Raw genomic sequence first — 16700 nt, forward strand, 5'->3', positions numbered from 1 at the left:
TTAACTCAAATAGTTGATGATAAATACAAAAAGTTGCTGATAAAATCAGGAAGTTGCTGATAAATTTTACGGAGTTGCTGATAAAATGACTGAAGTTGATGGAAGACTCCTAAAATGATAAATAAGACTATGTATTTTATGGTATGAAAGCAAATTTTCTGCTATTTTGACTCTGTCCCTAAACAAAATTTTTCATAATCGTAAAAAAAGCCATAACTTTTCAGCTAAATTATTGATAAATCTAGCTTTCCTAACGCACCAAAGGGATTCCAAAGACTGGTACCAACCTAATTAGTTTTGAAGTAGAAAACTCTAATTACAGTTGTTAAATAACAACTTAATTAACATAAGAGAACGCAAAGCTTTTCAAAGCCTTGCGTTTTTTATCGTCATAACGAACTTTATCTATTACTAATTCTAAATTGAAGAACTATCAATACCCCAAACTTCAAAATTATGGTTAATAAACGAAGTAAACAAAGTAACGTCTAACTCTAAATAATCATCCTCCTTACCATTCTGTAGAGTTTTTGTAAGTCTGGTTTTTATCATAATCTGAATTCCTATTGGATTCACGTGTTTAATATAAGAAATAGAATCTATATAGTAATTTCCCGTTAATTCACTACGTAATGGAAATATGTCTTCACCACTATCAAAACACAAGTTGTCGTCATTGACATAGTTCAATATTTCTTTATGAACAATTAATAATATTTCATTCCATCTTTTAGATAAGTCTTGATATTGCTTTAAACTAATACCATCATAAAATTCTATATTTGGTTCAATTCCACTTTCTATTAATTTTAGATTCATTTGAACATCACCTACCACTATTTTAGTCTAAAAAAGCACTGCGTACTAATAACTATAGAGATTAATTTTGAAAAATCAAAAAGAATAGTATTATAGCAATGTTATCACCTAAATTAGCATCGTTTTTAATATTTGCTTAAAATTGTCCTTACGCAAATTCCTATCCTAATTGAAGTGCTATTTACATTTGAATTTTTGGACAAGCCTTGATATATAAGAGAAAATTTGAAGTCTAATTCATATGCGAATTGGACTTCTAAAAGGTGAGTTTATTTTATTTTTCTACCTTAAAACTGAAATACTTAGAGTTACCAACCAGTTATTTTAAAAATAGAAATTTTCAAAAAATATCTTGAATTTTCCATGAAGTGGTCATACAATATAAACAAACTAATTAGTCAGTTTATATAAAAGGAGGGATCGGTATGCTTTCTTTTGAACAAGTGAGAACTTTATGTCAATCCTTTTCATTAGAGGAAAGCTCTTTTAAAGACGGCAGGTTAAATTACAAATACAGAAATAAAATTGTTGTAGCTTATTTGTCTCAAACAGGTAACTGTTATATTTGGGGAAGAGATGTTTTGAACAATCCTAAGTTTCACTTATATAAAGTTGATAACAATGGATGGATTAAAAATATTGCTTTTATGGAGGAGCAAAAGGTAAAAGAACTGTTAAAGGAAGTCATTCAATGCAGAAAACAAATCGAACTTCAAAGAGGAAAAGAAAAGAATAAAAAGAAATCTGCCTAGTAAAATAAACTATTCAGTCAGTTTCCTTTGAGGAAGGGGTATATGAGATGAGAACATTTGAGGAAAACGTAGATAAATATGCAGAATTAGCGGTCAAAGTAGGGGTTAATATTCAACAAGGTCAAACATTAATAATAAATGCTGATATTTCAAGTGCTCTATTTGTTAGAAAGATTGTAAGAAAAGCCTATGAAGCAGGGGCGAGGCTTGTTCAGGTCGATTGGACGGATGAGCATGTTACTCGTACTCGTTTTGATTATGCTCCGGATGAATCGTTTACATACTTTCCTGAGTGGAGAGCGGATATGCTTGAAAAAGCGTATCAAGAAGGAGCTGCCGCATTATCCGTTGTTTCGATGAATCCAGATTTATTAAAGGGGGTGGATCCTTCTAAAATTTCAAGCCTAGGAAGAGTAGCAGGGGAAGCAACAAAACGATATATGAAATATACGCGAGGGTTTAAAATAAGTTGGTCAATTGTTGCTGTCCCTTCTGAAGCATGGGCTGCAAAGGTCTTTCCAGGAACTGATTCTAAGGACGAACAAATAGAGAAGCTTTGGAATGCTATTTTTGATGCAACTCGTATATCTCTAGAGGATCCCATCCAAGCTTGGAACGATCATATTCAAAGTCTTATGAGTAAGGTAAATCTATTGAATGAGTTAGAACTAGATACCCTTCATTATTCGGCTCCAGGTACAGATTTAACGATTGAATTAGCTAAGAAGCATATATGGGTGGGAGCAGAAAGTATTAATGATAAGGGAAACAGCTTTATCGCGAATATACCTACGGAAGAAGTGTTTACTACTCCTTTAAAAACAGGTGTTAATGGAACTGTTAGAGGGACGAAACCATTTAATTATGGAGGGAATGTAATTGATCATTTTTCTTTCACCTTTGAAGACGGCCGTATCGTTGATTTTGATGCAGAAGAGGGGTATGAAGCATTGAAGAGAATGCTTGAAACAGATGAAGGATCTCTTTATTTAGGAGAAGTGGCTCTCGTGCCTCATTGCTCTCCAATCTCAAACTCAGGGATTACGTTTTATAATACATTATTTGATGAAAATGCTTCACACCACCTTGCCATTGGAAATTCCTATACTTTTACTATTGAAAATGGGTATGAAATGACAGAGCAGGAATTAGCGGATAACGGTGTTAACAACAGTGCTAACCATGTCGATTTTATGATCGGTTCTAGTGAAATGAATATTGATGGAAAAAAGAAGGATGGACGTGTGATTCCACTTTTTAGAAATGGTGAATGGGTTATATAATATAAGGAGAGGTAGTAACATTTTATCCCGTATTAACTGGCGCGCTAAGACCTCCATTTCAAGACTTTAGATTCAAAGAAGTTTAAGTGGGGGATAAACGCCAGTAAGAACTTTATAATAGGAACACATCTTGTGGGCCTCATCTAACAATCAGTGGAGAATGAGGAAAACCTTCACTGATTGAAGTTTCACTTTATTTTAATTAGGGGGCAAAGGTATGTTAGAGATTAAGAGATTAAGAGAATGCAAGTTAGATGATGTTATTTCGGCATGGAATTCGGGTTTTGAGGGCTATTCTTTTAATATGACAATGACCATTGATCATTTTATTACGAGGCTATCAAATGAAGGGCTATCAGCCGATTTATCAGTTGTAGGATTTATGAATGGTCAACCGGCTGGAATTATTTTAAGTGGCATTCGTATGATTCAAGGGAAGAAGGTTGCTTGGAATGGAGGAACTGGGGTAGCAACAGCCTTTCGTAGGCAAGGAGTAGGGAAAGCCTTAATGAAAGAGGTACTTGATATTTACAAAGAGGAAGGGGTTCAACTTGCTACCCTTGAGGCAATAAGTGAGAATGCAAAGGCGATAGATCTTTATAAAGATTGCGGTTTTACAGTCATGGATCATCTCGAATATTTAGAACTATCAGGACCCAAAACACCTCCTTTATCAAATCAGAAAAACACTGATTATACAAGTAAAAGAGTAGCTCTTCAAAAGCTGGATCAACTTGCTTTTTATAAACATATGAACCCATGGCAAACCCATTGGAAAAATGCGAAGGGAAGTCAAGCCATTATTGTATTAGATTCGAACCTTCAAGAGGTTGGGTATGCAAACTATAATTACGGCTATTCTGAAGATGGAAAGCATGTAGCAACATATCTATATCAATGTGAGGCAAATCCAGAGAGAGAAGACCAGGAATCAATTCTTCATTATATCATCCATGAGGTATTTGGTACTTGCTCAGATGATACTAGAAGAGTGATACTAAATCTTCCAAGTGAGAGTAGTAAAGTAACACACAATGTTTTAAAAAACCTTGGATTTTCCCCAACTATAAAGCAAGTATATATGACGAAAGAAATGTAGAAAGAGTGATAGAATGAGTGAAATTAGGAAGCTATCATTAGAAGAATTAGAGACTTATTCAGATATCGTCATTAATGCTTATCCAGGAGTTTCAAATAACAGTCCTGACTATAGGGAAAAGCTCATAACTAGATTAACGAGTATTCAGGAAGAAGATGAAACCATCGATTTTTATGGACTCTTTCGAGAGGATAAACTACTAGGGGGAATGAGGATTCATACTTTTACTATGAACGTTCTCCAACACACGATTCCCACAGGTGGGGTCGGCCTGGTAGCTGTGGATTTGCTACATAAAAAAGAAAAAGTAGCAAAGGAAATGATCGAGGGATTTATCGAAATGTTCAAAGACAAAAACGTTCCTCTTGTTATGCTGTATCCATTTCGACCTGATTTTTATAAAAAAATGGGGTTTGGTTACGGGTCAAAAATGAACCAATATCGAATGAACCCAAGTGGACTACCAAAACATGCAAAGAAAGATCATCTACAATTTGCTCGGGAAGAAGATGGTCCATTGTTAGTTGATTGTTTTAATCGTTATGCAAAGGATACCCACGGAATGATTTATAAAAATGGCCATGAAGCAAAAAATTATTTCCAGGACCCTAATAAGAAAATCGTAGTGTATAAAAAAGATAACGTAATTGAAGGGTATCTATCCTTTTCTTTTAAGAAAATGAGTGAAACCAACTTCTGTTTAAATGACTTGGTTATCCATGAATTTGTATACGAAACGAATTCCGCCTTTATGGAGCTATGCGGCTTTTTGGAATCACAGGCTGATCAGGTTAATCGAATTGTACTTAATACTCAGGATGAAGCGTTTCACCATGTATTATCTGACCCAAGGAACCACACAAATGAGTTGATTCCAAGTGTTTATCATGAAAGTCATACAGCTGGAGTTGGGATCATGTACCGAGTAATTGATGTTGAGCAGTTCTTCCGCATCGTGCCGAACCACTTATTTGGATATGAGACGGTATCAATAAAGCTGAAAATTGACGATTCATTCATCCAAGAAAATAGTAAGGATTATTTGTTGAAGGTAACAAATGGAAGAATTGAGGTACTGAAAGAACTGACTTGTGATGTAACTGTAGGCATGGATATTGCCGATTATTCTTCACTCATCATGGGTGCGGTAGATTTTCAAGCCTTGTATCGCTTCGGAAAAGTTCAGCTTTCTGACGAATCCTATATTTCGCTTCTTAATCAGATGTTTAGAACGAACCAAAACCCAATTTGTATGACTTTATTCTAATGAGACTCTATGAATCGAAATGTCTGATTGTGGTATGATGAAGTGAATGATAAGGTTCAAGGAGGATACGATGACACCAGTAGTTTCTGAAGAATATCGGGAAAAGAAAAAACAGGAAATCATTGAGCATGCTCTCGTTTGTTTTGCAGAAAAGGGATTTCAAGCAGCAACGATAGATGATATTGTGAAGCGCTCCAAAATGAGTAAAGGTTCTATTTATACGTATTTTCAAAGTAAAGAGGATATATATGTAGCGTTGATGAATGAAAAAACGGAGATTAGTACGCAGCACTTAAAAGAAGAGTTAAAGAAATTTGATTCATCAATCGAAAAAATACGATTTATTTTTGATATATTTAAAAGCCAAGCTGGGAGAAGTAATTGGATTGATCGGGTGAAGGTACATACAGAATTTTATCTTCATGCTTCGAGGGATCCGGACCTTAGGAGCCTTTTGATTGAGAGAGCTAAGCACTACTATATTAATGTCCTTGTTGATGTTCTTGAGGAAGGTAAGATGGCGGGAGAAATCAAGACGACCACTGATTCTGAAATAGCAGCAAACTTATTTTGGAGTATGCTCGACGGAATTAATTTTCAATATTCTGCGTTACAAGATCATTACCCATATGAGGATGTCTTAGAGGAAGCGAAAGCGATGTATATAAAATCTCTAATGTAAGATAGGTTACCTTAGTCTACTATAGTATAGGAAATAAGGGAGAGTGACTCTAATGAAGGTTATTTGTAAAAGAGAAAAGCCAAACATACCCGTTCCTAGAGATATTGAGTGGCTATTTCCAATGAAGTATTAAATGAAGGGCACTAGTGTGGAGACGTTCTGCACCTCAAAAGTTAGTTTTTCACTCTAACTTTTGGGGAACCTCAGACATACTAGTGCCTTTTATGTTTTCTATAGAGTATTCCATGTTTTATTTACCGAATGTATCTCCTCCCTAAGTCTAGGAAAATGTCGATTTTCACCTAAAATATACCTAAATGTCGACATTTGTTTATTATAATAAGGGGAGATTTCAAATACTGAAAAAGAGATCATTCCTACTTAAACACTATCTACTACAATAAGGAAAATCATCTTCTCCTGAATCCTCCACCATTACACATAAGAGATGTAAATACCTCATCCCACGTAGTTGTTCCTTCACTAAATAGTCATAATAAACTAAAGATTCTCTCGTAATACGAATCGCTTCACTAATATTATGCTTATCCATTTCACCTAGTACCTCCCGAACAACATCAAGTGAGTATACTGCACTTTGGAGTGTACGGATGACAACTAGTTTTCTTATATCACTTTTGTTGTATATTCTGTACCCACTTTCATCGTCCCTCTCAGGGAGTATTAATCCTTCCTTTTCCCAGTGTCTTAAGGTGGAATTTGCTACACCAATTGCTTTAGCTGCTTCTCCAATAGAGTACCAGTTCTTTTTTGAGAAAGGATTCACTATTTCATCAAGATTATCCAGCTCAAGCACATTTAGAGCTAGTTCGGCTTTCATTTTATCCTCATATAGCTTTGCTTGCACCTTGCTAACCAACCATAAAGCATCAGTTATTTTCTTCTGTTGAATAAGAGGCATGGTCTCTCGAATGACTTTCATCCCAAATCCGGTATTCATTGCCCGTATACACTCGAAATAGGCAATGTGCTCCTTTGTATAAATTCGATATCCATTTTCTTTTCTCTCAACTTTAGGAACAATTCCCCATGACTCATAATGTCTGAGAGCACTTGTACTAATGTTTAATTTCTTGGCGATATCTAACGGTCTTATCACACTTACCTCCAATGAACATTATTCTAAAACATTAAAGCAACATGACCGACTTTGCACTATTATATCAATGAATATACCTAAAAACATTAGCATTTGCATGAATGTTGTAGAATGTAGTCGTAAGCTAAAAATAAGGAGGGAAAGGTTTGAATAATCTTATCCAAATTAAAGGTGCAAGGGAGCATAATCTTAAAAACGTCACGGTACAAATACCAAAAAATAAGCTTGTCGTATTAACAGGACCATCTGGTTCCGGAAAGTCAACGTTAGCACTTGATACCCTTCAAAGAGAATGTCAGAGGCAATACATGGAGTCAATGGGAATGACAACAGATGCTGTTAGTAAGCCTAATGTCGATTCAATTATTGGCTTATCTCCCTCTATTAGTATTGGCCAGCACATCACAAACCGAAATCCTCGTTCAACTGTTGGAACCACAACAGACATGTACACTTACCTACGTGTACTCTTTGAAAAGTTAGGGGAAAGAAAATGTCCTAATTGTAAGCAGTACATACCTCCAAGATTTGACAAAAACCTTTATCAAGAAGAATCTGGATATACCCAATATGTTGACTGTCCTTATTGCCACAACCGCCTTGAAAAATTAACAAGAAGTCATTTCTCTTTTAATAAACCAGAAGGTGCTTGCAGCACTTGTGATGGACTTGGACAAGTTGTCGAATTAGACTACCCGTCGGTATTTGATGAGGAAAAAAGCTTACATGAAGACAGTGTAAGCATTTGGAATGGTCAATATCGTGATTATCAGCTGAACATCTTAAAAGCAGCAGCCCAATACTATGACCTGAAGATCGACTTTGATTTGCCACTGAAAACATTCAATAGCTTAGAAAAAGATCTGTTATTCTACGGAGTGGAAAGTGAACAATTTTCATCTTACTTTCCAGGAAAGAAGCCCCCCAAAACGGTTGGACAAGGAAAATTTGAAGGGGTAGTCACAGGGATTTGGCGAAGGTATAGGGAAAAAGGTGGTCAATCGGGTGAAGCTAGATTATTTTTCTCAACGGAGTGTCCGGATTGTTTAGGGGATCGATTACAGGAACAAAGTCGTCAAGTCCTAGTATTGGGAACCAGCATAACCGCTTTAACGAAAATGTCTCTTGAAGATATTTACACATGGATTGAAAATCTTCAGCACCAATTGCCGAGTGAAAGTATGTATGTTGTTGAAGGATTACTGTATGAATTGAAAACGAAAGTAGCTCGAATTATTCATGTTGGGTTAGGCTATTTATCATTTAATAGACAAACGATTACTCTCTCTGGAGGAGAGGCACAACGACTGAGATTGGCTACTATTCTTGGATCTGGTTTGACAGGAGTTCTCTATATTCTTGACGAACCGACAGCAGGACTGCACCCAAAAGATACACAAGGCCTTTTAAAAGTAATGAAAGAATTAAGAGATTTAGGTAACACAGTTTTAGTTATTGAACATGACGAAGAAGTGATGCGGGATGCTGACCATATAATCGACATAGGGCCAGGTGCAGGGAAGTATGGTGGAAACATTGTAGGAGAAGGCACTGTCCAGCAGCTAATGAAACAGGAACAATCCATAACAGGTGCATTTTTGAACAAGCCTATCAGTGTTTACCGAAATAGACGTAAGGGCAATGGAAAATATTTGACTGTCCATCATGCAACAAAGCATAACTTGGAAAATATAACAATCTCCTTTCCTCTTGGTACTTTCATTTCTGTAACAGGTGTTTCTGGATCAGGAAAATCAACATTAGTTTTTGACGTTCTTTCATCTGGTATAGGTGGAAAACTTGATGGATGTGAAAAAATAACTGGATTAGATTTTATAGAAAATATCATTACGGTTGACCAATCACCCATTACAAGAATGCAGCGATCCAATATTGCGACCTATACAGATGCGTTCACTTACATACGAAATCTGTTCGCGTCTCTGCCGGAATCAAAGAAACAAAGCCTAATGCCAAAAGATTTTTCATTTAACACCCCAGGTGGAAGGTGTGAGCATTGCCTTGGTTTAGGATTCGTTCTGACCAACATGCATTTCCTTCCGGATCTTGAAGTGACATGCCCTGTGTGTAGAGGTAAACGATTTAAGGATTCCATTTTAGAGATTACTTATAGGGGAGAAACGATTTCTTCCATTCTTGATATGACTATTGAGGAAAGCTTCCCTTTATTTGAAGGGGTGAAGAAAATCGGGTCGATAATTGAAATTATGTGTGAGGTAGGCTTAGGCTATTTAAGCTGGGGGCAGTCTGTCACTACCTTATCTGGCGGGGAAGGCCAGAGGTTGAAGCTAGCAAAAGAATTATATAAACAAACAACAAGCCATACGCTTTATTTGCTAGATGAACCGACGACAGGATTACATCCATCAGATATAAATAACCTGTTAGTGCTGTTAAATAGACTTGTTGATGCAGGGCATACGGTTATTGTGGTAGAACATTCCTTGGAGGTCATACGTGCCTCTGATTGGGTTATAGACATTGGTCCAGAAGGTGGGGCAAATGGTGGTAAGGTTGTAGCACAAGGTACACCTGAACAGATTGCTCGAGCAGAGGAATCACATACAGGGAAATATTTGAGTCGTAACTAAAAATGAAACATTGACGCTTTTGGTTCGTATAGATGACCAGAAGCATTATTGTTCTAGATTGGAGCTGAACATATGGAGATGGGAAAAAAAGCCAAACGAAACCCATTTATTTCACTAATTTTATCAACGAAGATTCCGAAGATTGCTCTAGCAATTGGGCTTATTGGGAGTTTTATCACTACACTTATAGGTCTAACCATCCCACTTTTAACTAGAGAGATGGTAGATGGCTTTTCGGTGGAATCGCTTAACACATTTCTTATCGTTGCGATTATTTTGGTGTTTATATTACAGGCAGTAATAGACGGAATTTCCATGTATGCACTCGCGTATGTTGGTCAAAAAATTGTTGCTAGGCTTCGAGAAAAAATGTGGTTCAAGCTTTTACGCTTGCCGGTACAGTACTTTGATCAACATACAAGCGGGGAAACCGTAAGTCGTGTCGTTAATGATACTGGAATTGTAAAAGATTTAATTTCCCAACATTTCCCTCAATTTATTAGTGGGATCATTTCAATTATCGGCTCAGTCATTATTCTTTTTATCATGGATTGGAAAATGACGTTATTAATGTTTATAGCCGTGCCCATTACCGTTCTCGTGATGGTGCCTCTTGGGAGAAGAATGTCGAAAATTTCTCGAAGTCTTCAAGATGAAACAGCGAGCTTTACTTCAAATGTTCAGCAAACTCTTAGTGAAATTCGATTGATGAAGGCTTCAAATGCTGAACAGACAGAAGAGAAAAAAGGGGCGAGCGGTATTGAAAAGCTGTTTACATATGGATTGCGAGAAGGTCGGATTTTTGCTTTAATTGCTCCAATCATGTATTCCATTGTGATGATCGTCATTGTTATCATTATTGGCTATGGAGGAATACGGGTAGCAGAAGGCTCCATGACGACCGGTTCTCTTGTTGCGTTTCTCCTTTATCTTTTCCAAATTATTTATCCGATTACGTCATTTACGATGTTCTTCACACAATTGCAAAAGGCAATGGGAGCAACTGAGAGAATCATTGACATTCTAAAGGTAGATGTAGAATCCGGACAGAATGGAATCGACATGGATATTTCTAATCAAGGACTCCGCGTTGAAAATGTATCTTTTTCGTACAGTGAGGACGAGATGGTACTGAAACATATTTCCTTTCATGTAAATCCAGGTACGATGGTTGCATTTGCTGGACCCAGTGGGGGCGGAAAAACCACGATGTTTGGATTATTAGAACGTTTTTATGAACCTACTTCAGGTAATATTTTGATTGGAGATACTCCAATTAACGAACTTTCCATGTATTCATGGAGAAAACAAATTGGTTATGTTTCGCAGGATAGCCCAATGATGGTCGGGACCATCCGGGAGAACCTCTGCTATGGTTTAGAAGACAGGCATGATATCAATGACGATCGTTTATGGGAAGTTGCAAGAATGGCCTATGCCGATCAATTTATCCGTGAGTTTCCAAAGGGGCTTGATACAGAGGTTGGAGAGCGTGGAGTGAAGCTCTCTGGTGGTCAAAGGCAAAGAATTGCCATAGCTAGGGCATTTTTGAGAGACCCGAAAATATTAATGATGGATGAAGCGACCGCTAGCTTAGATAGCCAGTCTGAAGGAATCGTTCAGCAAGCCTTGACACGATTAATGGAAGGTCGTACAACGTTTATCATCGCTCACCGATTATCTACAATCGTAAATGCTGATAACATTATCTTTATTGATAAAGGACAAGTAACTGGTTCCGGTACTCATCAGGAACTCGTCCAATCACACGAGCTTTATAGAGAGTTTGCGGAACAACAATTGACATAACACTTTATGGGATTGAAGCCAGCTATTCTGAACGATGAATTAAGAATGAAATGTGGATTATCCATTATTTTTTTACATATATTTCCTCTTGTTGGTAGAAGATAATTTTAAAAGGAGGAAGACCCTGGATGAACCACAACCCCAAATTAACGTCATCGGAATTAGCATCCTTATGGAGTTCTTATATATCCGACAGTATGAATATTTGTATTATGAAGCATTTTTTAGCAAATGTAGACGATGAACAAATAAAAGAAATTGTTCATCACTCGAAAGAACTTTCTACCGGCCATATAGAATCATTAATTTCTATTTTTAACAAAGAGAATCTACCATTACCAATAGGCTACACAGATGCTGATGTGAATGAGCAAGCACCTAGACTATTTTCTGATATCTTTTATCTGCGTTTTTTACAATTTATGGGGAGAACGGGTACAAATATCAATGGTATGGCCTTAGGTATAACTTATCGAGAAGACGTAAGGGCATTTTATAAGTCAACAGTAAACGAGAGTGCGGAGTTATATGACAACATTATTCGACTTATGACCAAAAAGGGTATACTCGTTCGTTCCCCTTATATACCCTATTATCAACAGGTTGAGTTTATACAGGATGACCACTTTTTAGAAGGGTATTTAACATTACATAAAAGACCATTACTCGCTATAGAAATAGCACACCTTTCCAATATTATTGAAGCAAATGTTATTGGAAGAACATTAGTTGATGGCCTCACGCAGGTAGCGGAAGCAAAAGAAGTAAAGAAACATTTGCAAGAAGGATTTGAATTAGGATCTCAAATAATAAAAGCAATAGAACAAATTCTTGAAGAGAATCATACTAATACTCCTTTCTCGTCTGATTCAACAATTACAAACAGTACCATTACAACATTTTCAGATAAATTGATTATGGGGATATTATCAGCATTAACTACAGTATCGATTGGTAGTATAGGACAAGGGATTGGGGCAAGTATGAGAAGTGATATAATTGGAGAATATACAAAATTGTTAGCGAAAATTGGAAAATTTGCAATGAAAAGTGGAAAAATCTCCATTAAAAATGGATGGATTGAAAAACCGCCACAAACAATTGATAGGGAAAAACTACAAAAAGGAAATTGAGAAATGTACCATTATTAATGCAGTTTATAATGGAATGACATAAACAGAGCGGCTGAATTTTGTAACTTTGTTAACGCTTCTCAAGAGTCCACCTCGTTAAATTCCTTATCAAATAAATTGTGACCAATTTTAGTAAAGGTACCCTTTAAAAATGAGGTAAAGTGGATGCCATTCCAATTTGTTCGAGGTAACTAATTTTCTGGGCGAAAAAAACGCGTAGCGCCCATCAAGGGTAAAGTATGCCCTTTTTCGTAAATTAGTGAATTAACAATATTGGAAGGATCCATCAGCAGAAAAAACAACCACTAGGTTGTGTTCTTAGTCATGGGTTTTCCATGGCTTTTTTTTACTTTATATTGGAAGGGTTAGTCGACCTTGAATTCAATAAAGCTACGAAAGACCAATATCCGAATCCTTACACTGATGATTTATTTCTACTCGTTACGATTTACACGACAAGTTATATTCATGAACAGGATCATCGGTAACAGTAGCCATGATTGTAAGTCTACCTATGGATGGATTGGTTGCAGAGGTATCTATCAATTGGCTTAACCATCTCATTTCTATTGAGCTTCTTCTTGCAAAAAAGTAAACTGGAATATAAAGCCTGTCCTTCATAATCAAAAATATAGCTTGTGGAAGATAGTTCAAACCTATCCAATGTTAATAGGATTTCAAGCTTTACAATCCCTTACGTTTGGAGCGTTTTTTAGTATAATGTATTTACATCAACCATTATTTATAGGGTATGGGATGAGTTCGTATACTTTGGATTTATCATGCTTGCTGTGAATGTTAATTATGTGGGCGGTGTAAAGTGAACCCATCCTAAACAGAAAATGGGATATGGTAGATTGTTTCTAGTTGCGACGCTTTTTCCAAGTGCATTCTTTATCATTCTCTCAATGGTAGAAACATATATTGTTGGGAATGTTCTATTCTTACTGATTCAAGTGCTTCATTCGATAAAGCAGCCTATTTATCGAACCTTTGTCAATGAACAAATAGATGGGGCACAGTGTCCACCATTTTATCGGTGATTAGATTAACTGGAAGTGTTATTGGTATGATATATAAACCATTAATCGGCTGGTTATCTGATATATTCATTCAAGTTACCTTCTTTACATTGCTCCTAATGGTAGGTATATCAATGATGTTTGTATATTTGTTTTAAAAGTGTGCACCAGTTTTCTTATGTTAATGACTGATTTTCTTAGAATCTATCGAAACTGATATCACAAAGTGGGTAGGGGAGTGCAGATGAAAGCAATCATTATTGGAATATTATCATCTATATTTTTTGCTGTTACCTTTATATTAAATCGATCGATGGAGCTTTCCGGAGGGAGCTGGTTATGGAGTTCATCGTTACGATATTTCTTTATGATCCCTTTCCTACTGCTCATTGTTTTTTGTAGGGGGAATGGGAAGGCATTATTGAAGGAGCTTTGGGTAAATCCAAAGCCTTGGTTGATTTGGAGCTTCGTAGGATTTGGATTATTCTATGGACCCATCACTTATGCAGCGGCATCTGGCCCAGGCTGGTTAGTTGCTGGAACCTGGCAATTCACGATTATTGCAGGAATTTTACTTACACCGTTGTTCCTAGAGGCAAGCGGTATTCGAAAAAGGCTTCCAATAAGTAGTTTATTATTTTCATTGATTATTTTAGCTGGAATATTAATCATGCAATGGGAAAACGCAAACGGTGAGCTTTCCCTTAAACTCGTGTTACATGGGATACTGCCAGTGGTGGTGGCTGCCTTTGCCTATCCTTTAGGAAATCGTAAAATGATGGAGAGGTATTCAGGGAAATTTGATACTTTTCAACGGGTACTAGGGATGACATTAGCATCGACTCCGTTATGGGTTATTCTTGCCTTTACGGGTTATGTTAGTGTTGGTTTGCCAAGCGGGGATCAAGTTTTTCAATCATTTATCGTTGCTATATCTTCTGGGGTCATTGCAACACTATTGTTTTTCTTTGCTACTGAACTGGTAAAGGATGATAGCAATTTGCTAGCGGCTGTTGAAGCAACACAATCTACACAAGTCATTTTTGTTGTCCTTGGGGAAATAGCCTTCTTATCTATTTCGATACCTTCTACTTTATCGTTAGTAGGAATGGCTTTCGTGGTGGTTGGGATGATCCTGCATAGCTTAAAAGGAAAGAAAAAGTTAACCATTCCAAACCAAGATAAGATGGCACTGCAAAAATAAATAGCTAAAGATTGAAAAGAAGCTCCTCTAACATATCTGTTTTATATTAATTGACCAAGAGGTTGTTCAAGTAGATAGCCTTCTCTGTTTATATATCGTGGTTCTATTGATCGTTTCTCTAGTTGTTCCAATCATGCTTGCCAATTCCTGATCTGTAAAGGTGTTTGTAAGCATGAATCCTTGCTCATGTTTTTCTCCAAGTAGGCTTTGTTCAGACGTATTATGTGAATTTGTTCCTCTAATCGATTTTGTAAATCAACAATTTTTTTACTTAGCATTCGGAACACTTTGATGCTCATTTCCGGAATGTAAGCAAAAAGGTTTCAAGATCTTTAAATAGTGGAAAAGACCTCAGTAATGCTTTAATTTCTTGACGATTCATCTAATCACGCTCCTCTATTATTCTTCACTATCATACATAATTTGCCATATTTTATATGTATTCTACGTCAAAAAAGAGTGGATGAATCGTAGTATATAAGCATATAGTTAATTTATCCCGTTCCAACTGGCGCTAAGACCCCCACTTCAAAACTTTAGATGAATTGAGAAGTTTAAGTGGGAGATAAGCGCCAGTTGGAACCCTGAAAAGGATCACAGACTAAAGTCGCCACCTCCTGTGGCAACGTCTGTGTGACCCACAGTGTGGGCCGGGGCTAACAATCAGTGGGGGATGAGGAAAACCCCCACTGAAAGAAGTTTCCCTTTAATAAGTCAAAAGTAATGGAGGAAGAGATGAAAAGGACAAGTATCCTTATCTTGGTCATGATATTGTGTAGTTTTCCTCTTTCTGCTCACATTAATGCTCAGGATCATGGAGTTTCAATAAATAGTGAGAGTGCTATTTTAATAGACGCTAAAACAGGAATCACATTATATGAAAAAAATAGTAGAGACATCATGTACCCAGCTAGCATTACAAAAATTGTAACAGCCATCGTAGCAATAGAAGAGGGGAAATTAGACGATATAGTCGTAGTGAGTAAAAATGCTACCAATGTAGAAGGAACACGAGTGTATTTAAATGAAGGAGAACAAGTGTCAATGCATAAGCTTGTTCAAGGGCTTCTCATTAATTCTGGAAATGATGCAGGGGTTGCTATCGCGGAGCATATGGATGGGTCTGAGGAAGCGTTTTCAGAGCGAATGACCCGGTTTGTAAGAGAGAAAGTTGGAGTTGAGCAAACAATTTTTCAAAACCCACATGGACTTTATGACCCGGACCACTTTACAACAGCCTATGATATGGCTCTCATTACAAGATATGCGATGAAGAATGAAACCTTCACTAAAATAATGGGTACGCGCTCCTTACCTTGGGAGGGAGAGAGCTGGGAGACAACTATTTACAATCATCATAAGCTTGTGCGTGGTGAAATTCCTTATGAAGGTGTTATTGGCGGGAAAAATGGGTATGTCCAAAAATCTGGCTATACACTTGTAACTGTTGCAGAAAGAGAAAAGACTCAGCTTATAGCGGTAACCTTAAAAGCTTCCCGAAAAAATGATGCATACAAGGACACTATTAAACTATTAGATTATGGCTTCGAAAACTTTGATACGTCACTCCTACCAAAGCCTAAACAGAATAGTAAAAATGATCAAAAAGACAGAGAACCAATCTTAGAGAAAAAAGGCATTTCGATGGAAAAAGAATCTCTTGAGCCTGTTGAAAAGGAATCGGTTAATGATCACAATCTCATAAATTTTCTTGTAACTTTAGCATTGGTTGAAATGTTTGTGATCTCTTTAATAGTGAAAATACGGAAGAATAATCTTCATAAAGTATAAATTTTGAACCACGGCATGGTAGTGCTGTGGTTTTTCTGCATCTAAATGTACAGAATGATATTTTTGCTTACCTTGAAATGATAGAGATACGGCTATTATTTGAATAT

Annotated in this window: 14 protein-coding genes; 11 read left to right on the forward strand and 3 right to left on the reverse strand. The window is 36.7% G+C overall.

Translation table 11 applies throughout. The annotated features are described in order from the left end of the window. Positions 1–417: 417 nt before the first annotated feature. Positions 418–819 (reverse strand): hypothetical protein, encoded by a 402-nt coding sequence (locus ACFSCX_RS22960; protein WP_377930575.1) that lies wholly within the window; start codon positions 817–819, stop codon positions 418–420. A gap of 425 nt (positions 820–1244) precedes the next feature. On the opposite strand from ACFSCX_RS22960, the gene ACFSCX_RS22965 reads away from it, so the two are divergent. The 5 genes from ACFSCX_RS22965 to ACFSCX_RS22985 all read left to right on the forward strand — a co-directional run bounded on the left by ACFSCX_RS22965 (position 1245) and on the right by ACFSCX_RS22985 (position 5902). Next, positions 1245–1571 carry a hypothetical protein gene (locus tag ACFSCX_RS22965; protein WP_377930576.1) on the forward strand — a complete coding sequence of 109 codons (327 nt, stop codon included), beginning with the start codon at positions 1245–1247 and terminating at the stop codon, positions 1569–1571. 47 nt (positions 1572–1618) lie between these two features. Beyond that, positions 1619–2854 carry an aminopeptidase gene (locus ACFSCX_RS22970; protein WP_377930577.1) on the forward strand — a complete coding sequence of 412 codons (1236 nt, stop codon included), beginning with the start codon at positions 1619–1621 and terminating at the stop codon, positions 2852–2854. A 217-nt stretch (positions 2855–3071) separates the two neighbouring features. After that, positions 3072–3953: a GNAT family N-acetyltransferase gene (locus tag ACFSCX_RS22975; protein WP_377930578.1), complete on the forward strand. Its 882-nt coding sequence runs from the start codon at positions 3072–3074 to the stop codon at positions 3951–3953. 13 nt (positions 3954–3966) lie between these two features. Then, entirely contained in the window at positions 3967–5220 is a 1254-nt protein-coding gene (locus ACFSCX_RS22980; protein ID WP_377930579.1) for a GNAT family N-acetyltransferase, read from the forward strand. Between the two features lie 70 nt (positions 5221–5290). Further along, on the forward strand, positions 5291–5902 hold the full coding sequence (locus tag ACFSCX_RS22985; protein WP_377930580.1) for a TetR/AcrR family transcriptional regulator: 612 nt from the start codon (positions 5291–5293) through the stop codon (positions 5900–5902). A gap of 388 nt (positions 5903–6290) precedes the next feature. Here the strand turns inward: ACFSCX_RS22985 and ACFSCX_RS22990 are convergent, their stop codons facing one another. Beyond that, positions 6291–7022, reverse strand: a complete 732-nt coding sequence (locus tag ACFSCX_RS22990) for a MerR family transcriptional regulator (RefSeq protein ID WP_377930581.1) — start codon at positions 7020–7022, stop codon at positions 6291–6293. A 146-nt stretch (positions 7023–7168) separates the two neighbouring features. On the opposite strand from ACFSCX_RS22990, the gene uvrA reads away from it, so the two are divergent. From uvrA to ACFSCX_RS23015, 5 genes are all read left to right on the forward strand, one after another. After that, the gene (gene uvrA, locus ACFSCX_RS22995) at positions 7169–9634 is read left to right on the forward strand and encodes an excinuclease ABC subunit UvrA (RefSeq protein WP_377930582.1); all 2466 of its coding nucleotides are present in this window, start codon (positions 7169–7171) and stop codon (positions 9632–9634) included. Positions 9635–9706: 72 nt separating this feature from the next. Then, entirely contained in the window at positions 9707–11443 is a 1737-nt protein-coding gene (locus tag ACFSCX_RS23000; protein ID WP_377930583.1) for an ABC transporter ATP-binding protein, read from the forward strand. Between the two features lie 128 nt (positions 11444–11571). Further along, complete coding sequence (locus ACFSCX_RS23005; protein ID WP_377930584.1) at positions 11572–12576, forward strand: DUF3231 family protein; 1005 nt, start codon at positions 11572–11574, stop codon at positions 12574–12576. Between the two features lie 857 nt (positions 12577–13433). Further along, positions 13434–13619 (forward strand): hypothetical protein, encoded by a 186-nt coding sequence (locus ACFSCX_RS23010; protein WP_377930585.1) that lies wholly within the window; start codon positions 13434–13436, stop codon positions 13617–13619. A 223-nt stretch (positions 13620–13842) separates the two neighbouring features. Further along, complete coding sequence (locus ACFSCX_RS23015) at positions 13843–14802, forward strand: DMT family transporter (protein WP_377930586.1); 960 nt, start codon at positions 13843–13845, stop codon at positions 14800–14802. 66 nt (positions 14803–14868) lie between these two features. Here the strand turns inward: ACFSCX_RS23015 and ACFSCX_RS23020 are convergent, their stop codons facing one another. After that, positions 14869–14976, reverse strand: a complete 108-nt coding sequence (locus ACFSCX_RS23020) for a helix-turn-helix domain-containing protein (RefSeq protein WP_377930587.1) — start codon at positions 14974–14976, stop codon at positions 14869–14871. A gap of 561 nt (positions 14977–15537) precedes the next feature. Between ACFSCX_RS23020 and ACFSCX_RS23025 the strand changes: the two genes are divergently transcribed. After that, positions 15538–16593: a D-alanyl-D-alanine carboxypeptidase family protein gene (locus ACFSCX_RS23025; RefSeq protein ID WP_377930588.1), complete on the forward strand. Its 1056-nt coding sequence runs from the start codon at positions 15538–15540 to the stop codon at positions 16591–16593. Positions 16594–16700 lie beyond the last annotated feature (107 nt).

It is taken from the genome of Bacillus salitolerans, from assembly GCF_042680805.1.
Taxonomy (GTDB): Bacteria; Bacillota; Bacilli; order Bacillales; family SA4; genus Bacillus_CJ; species Bacillus_CJ salitolerans.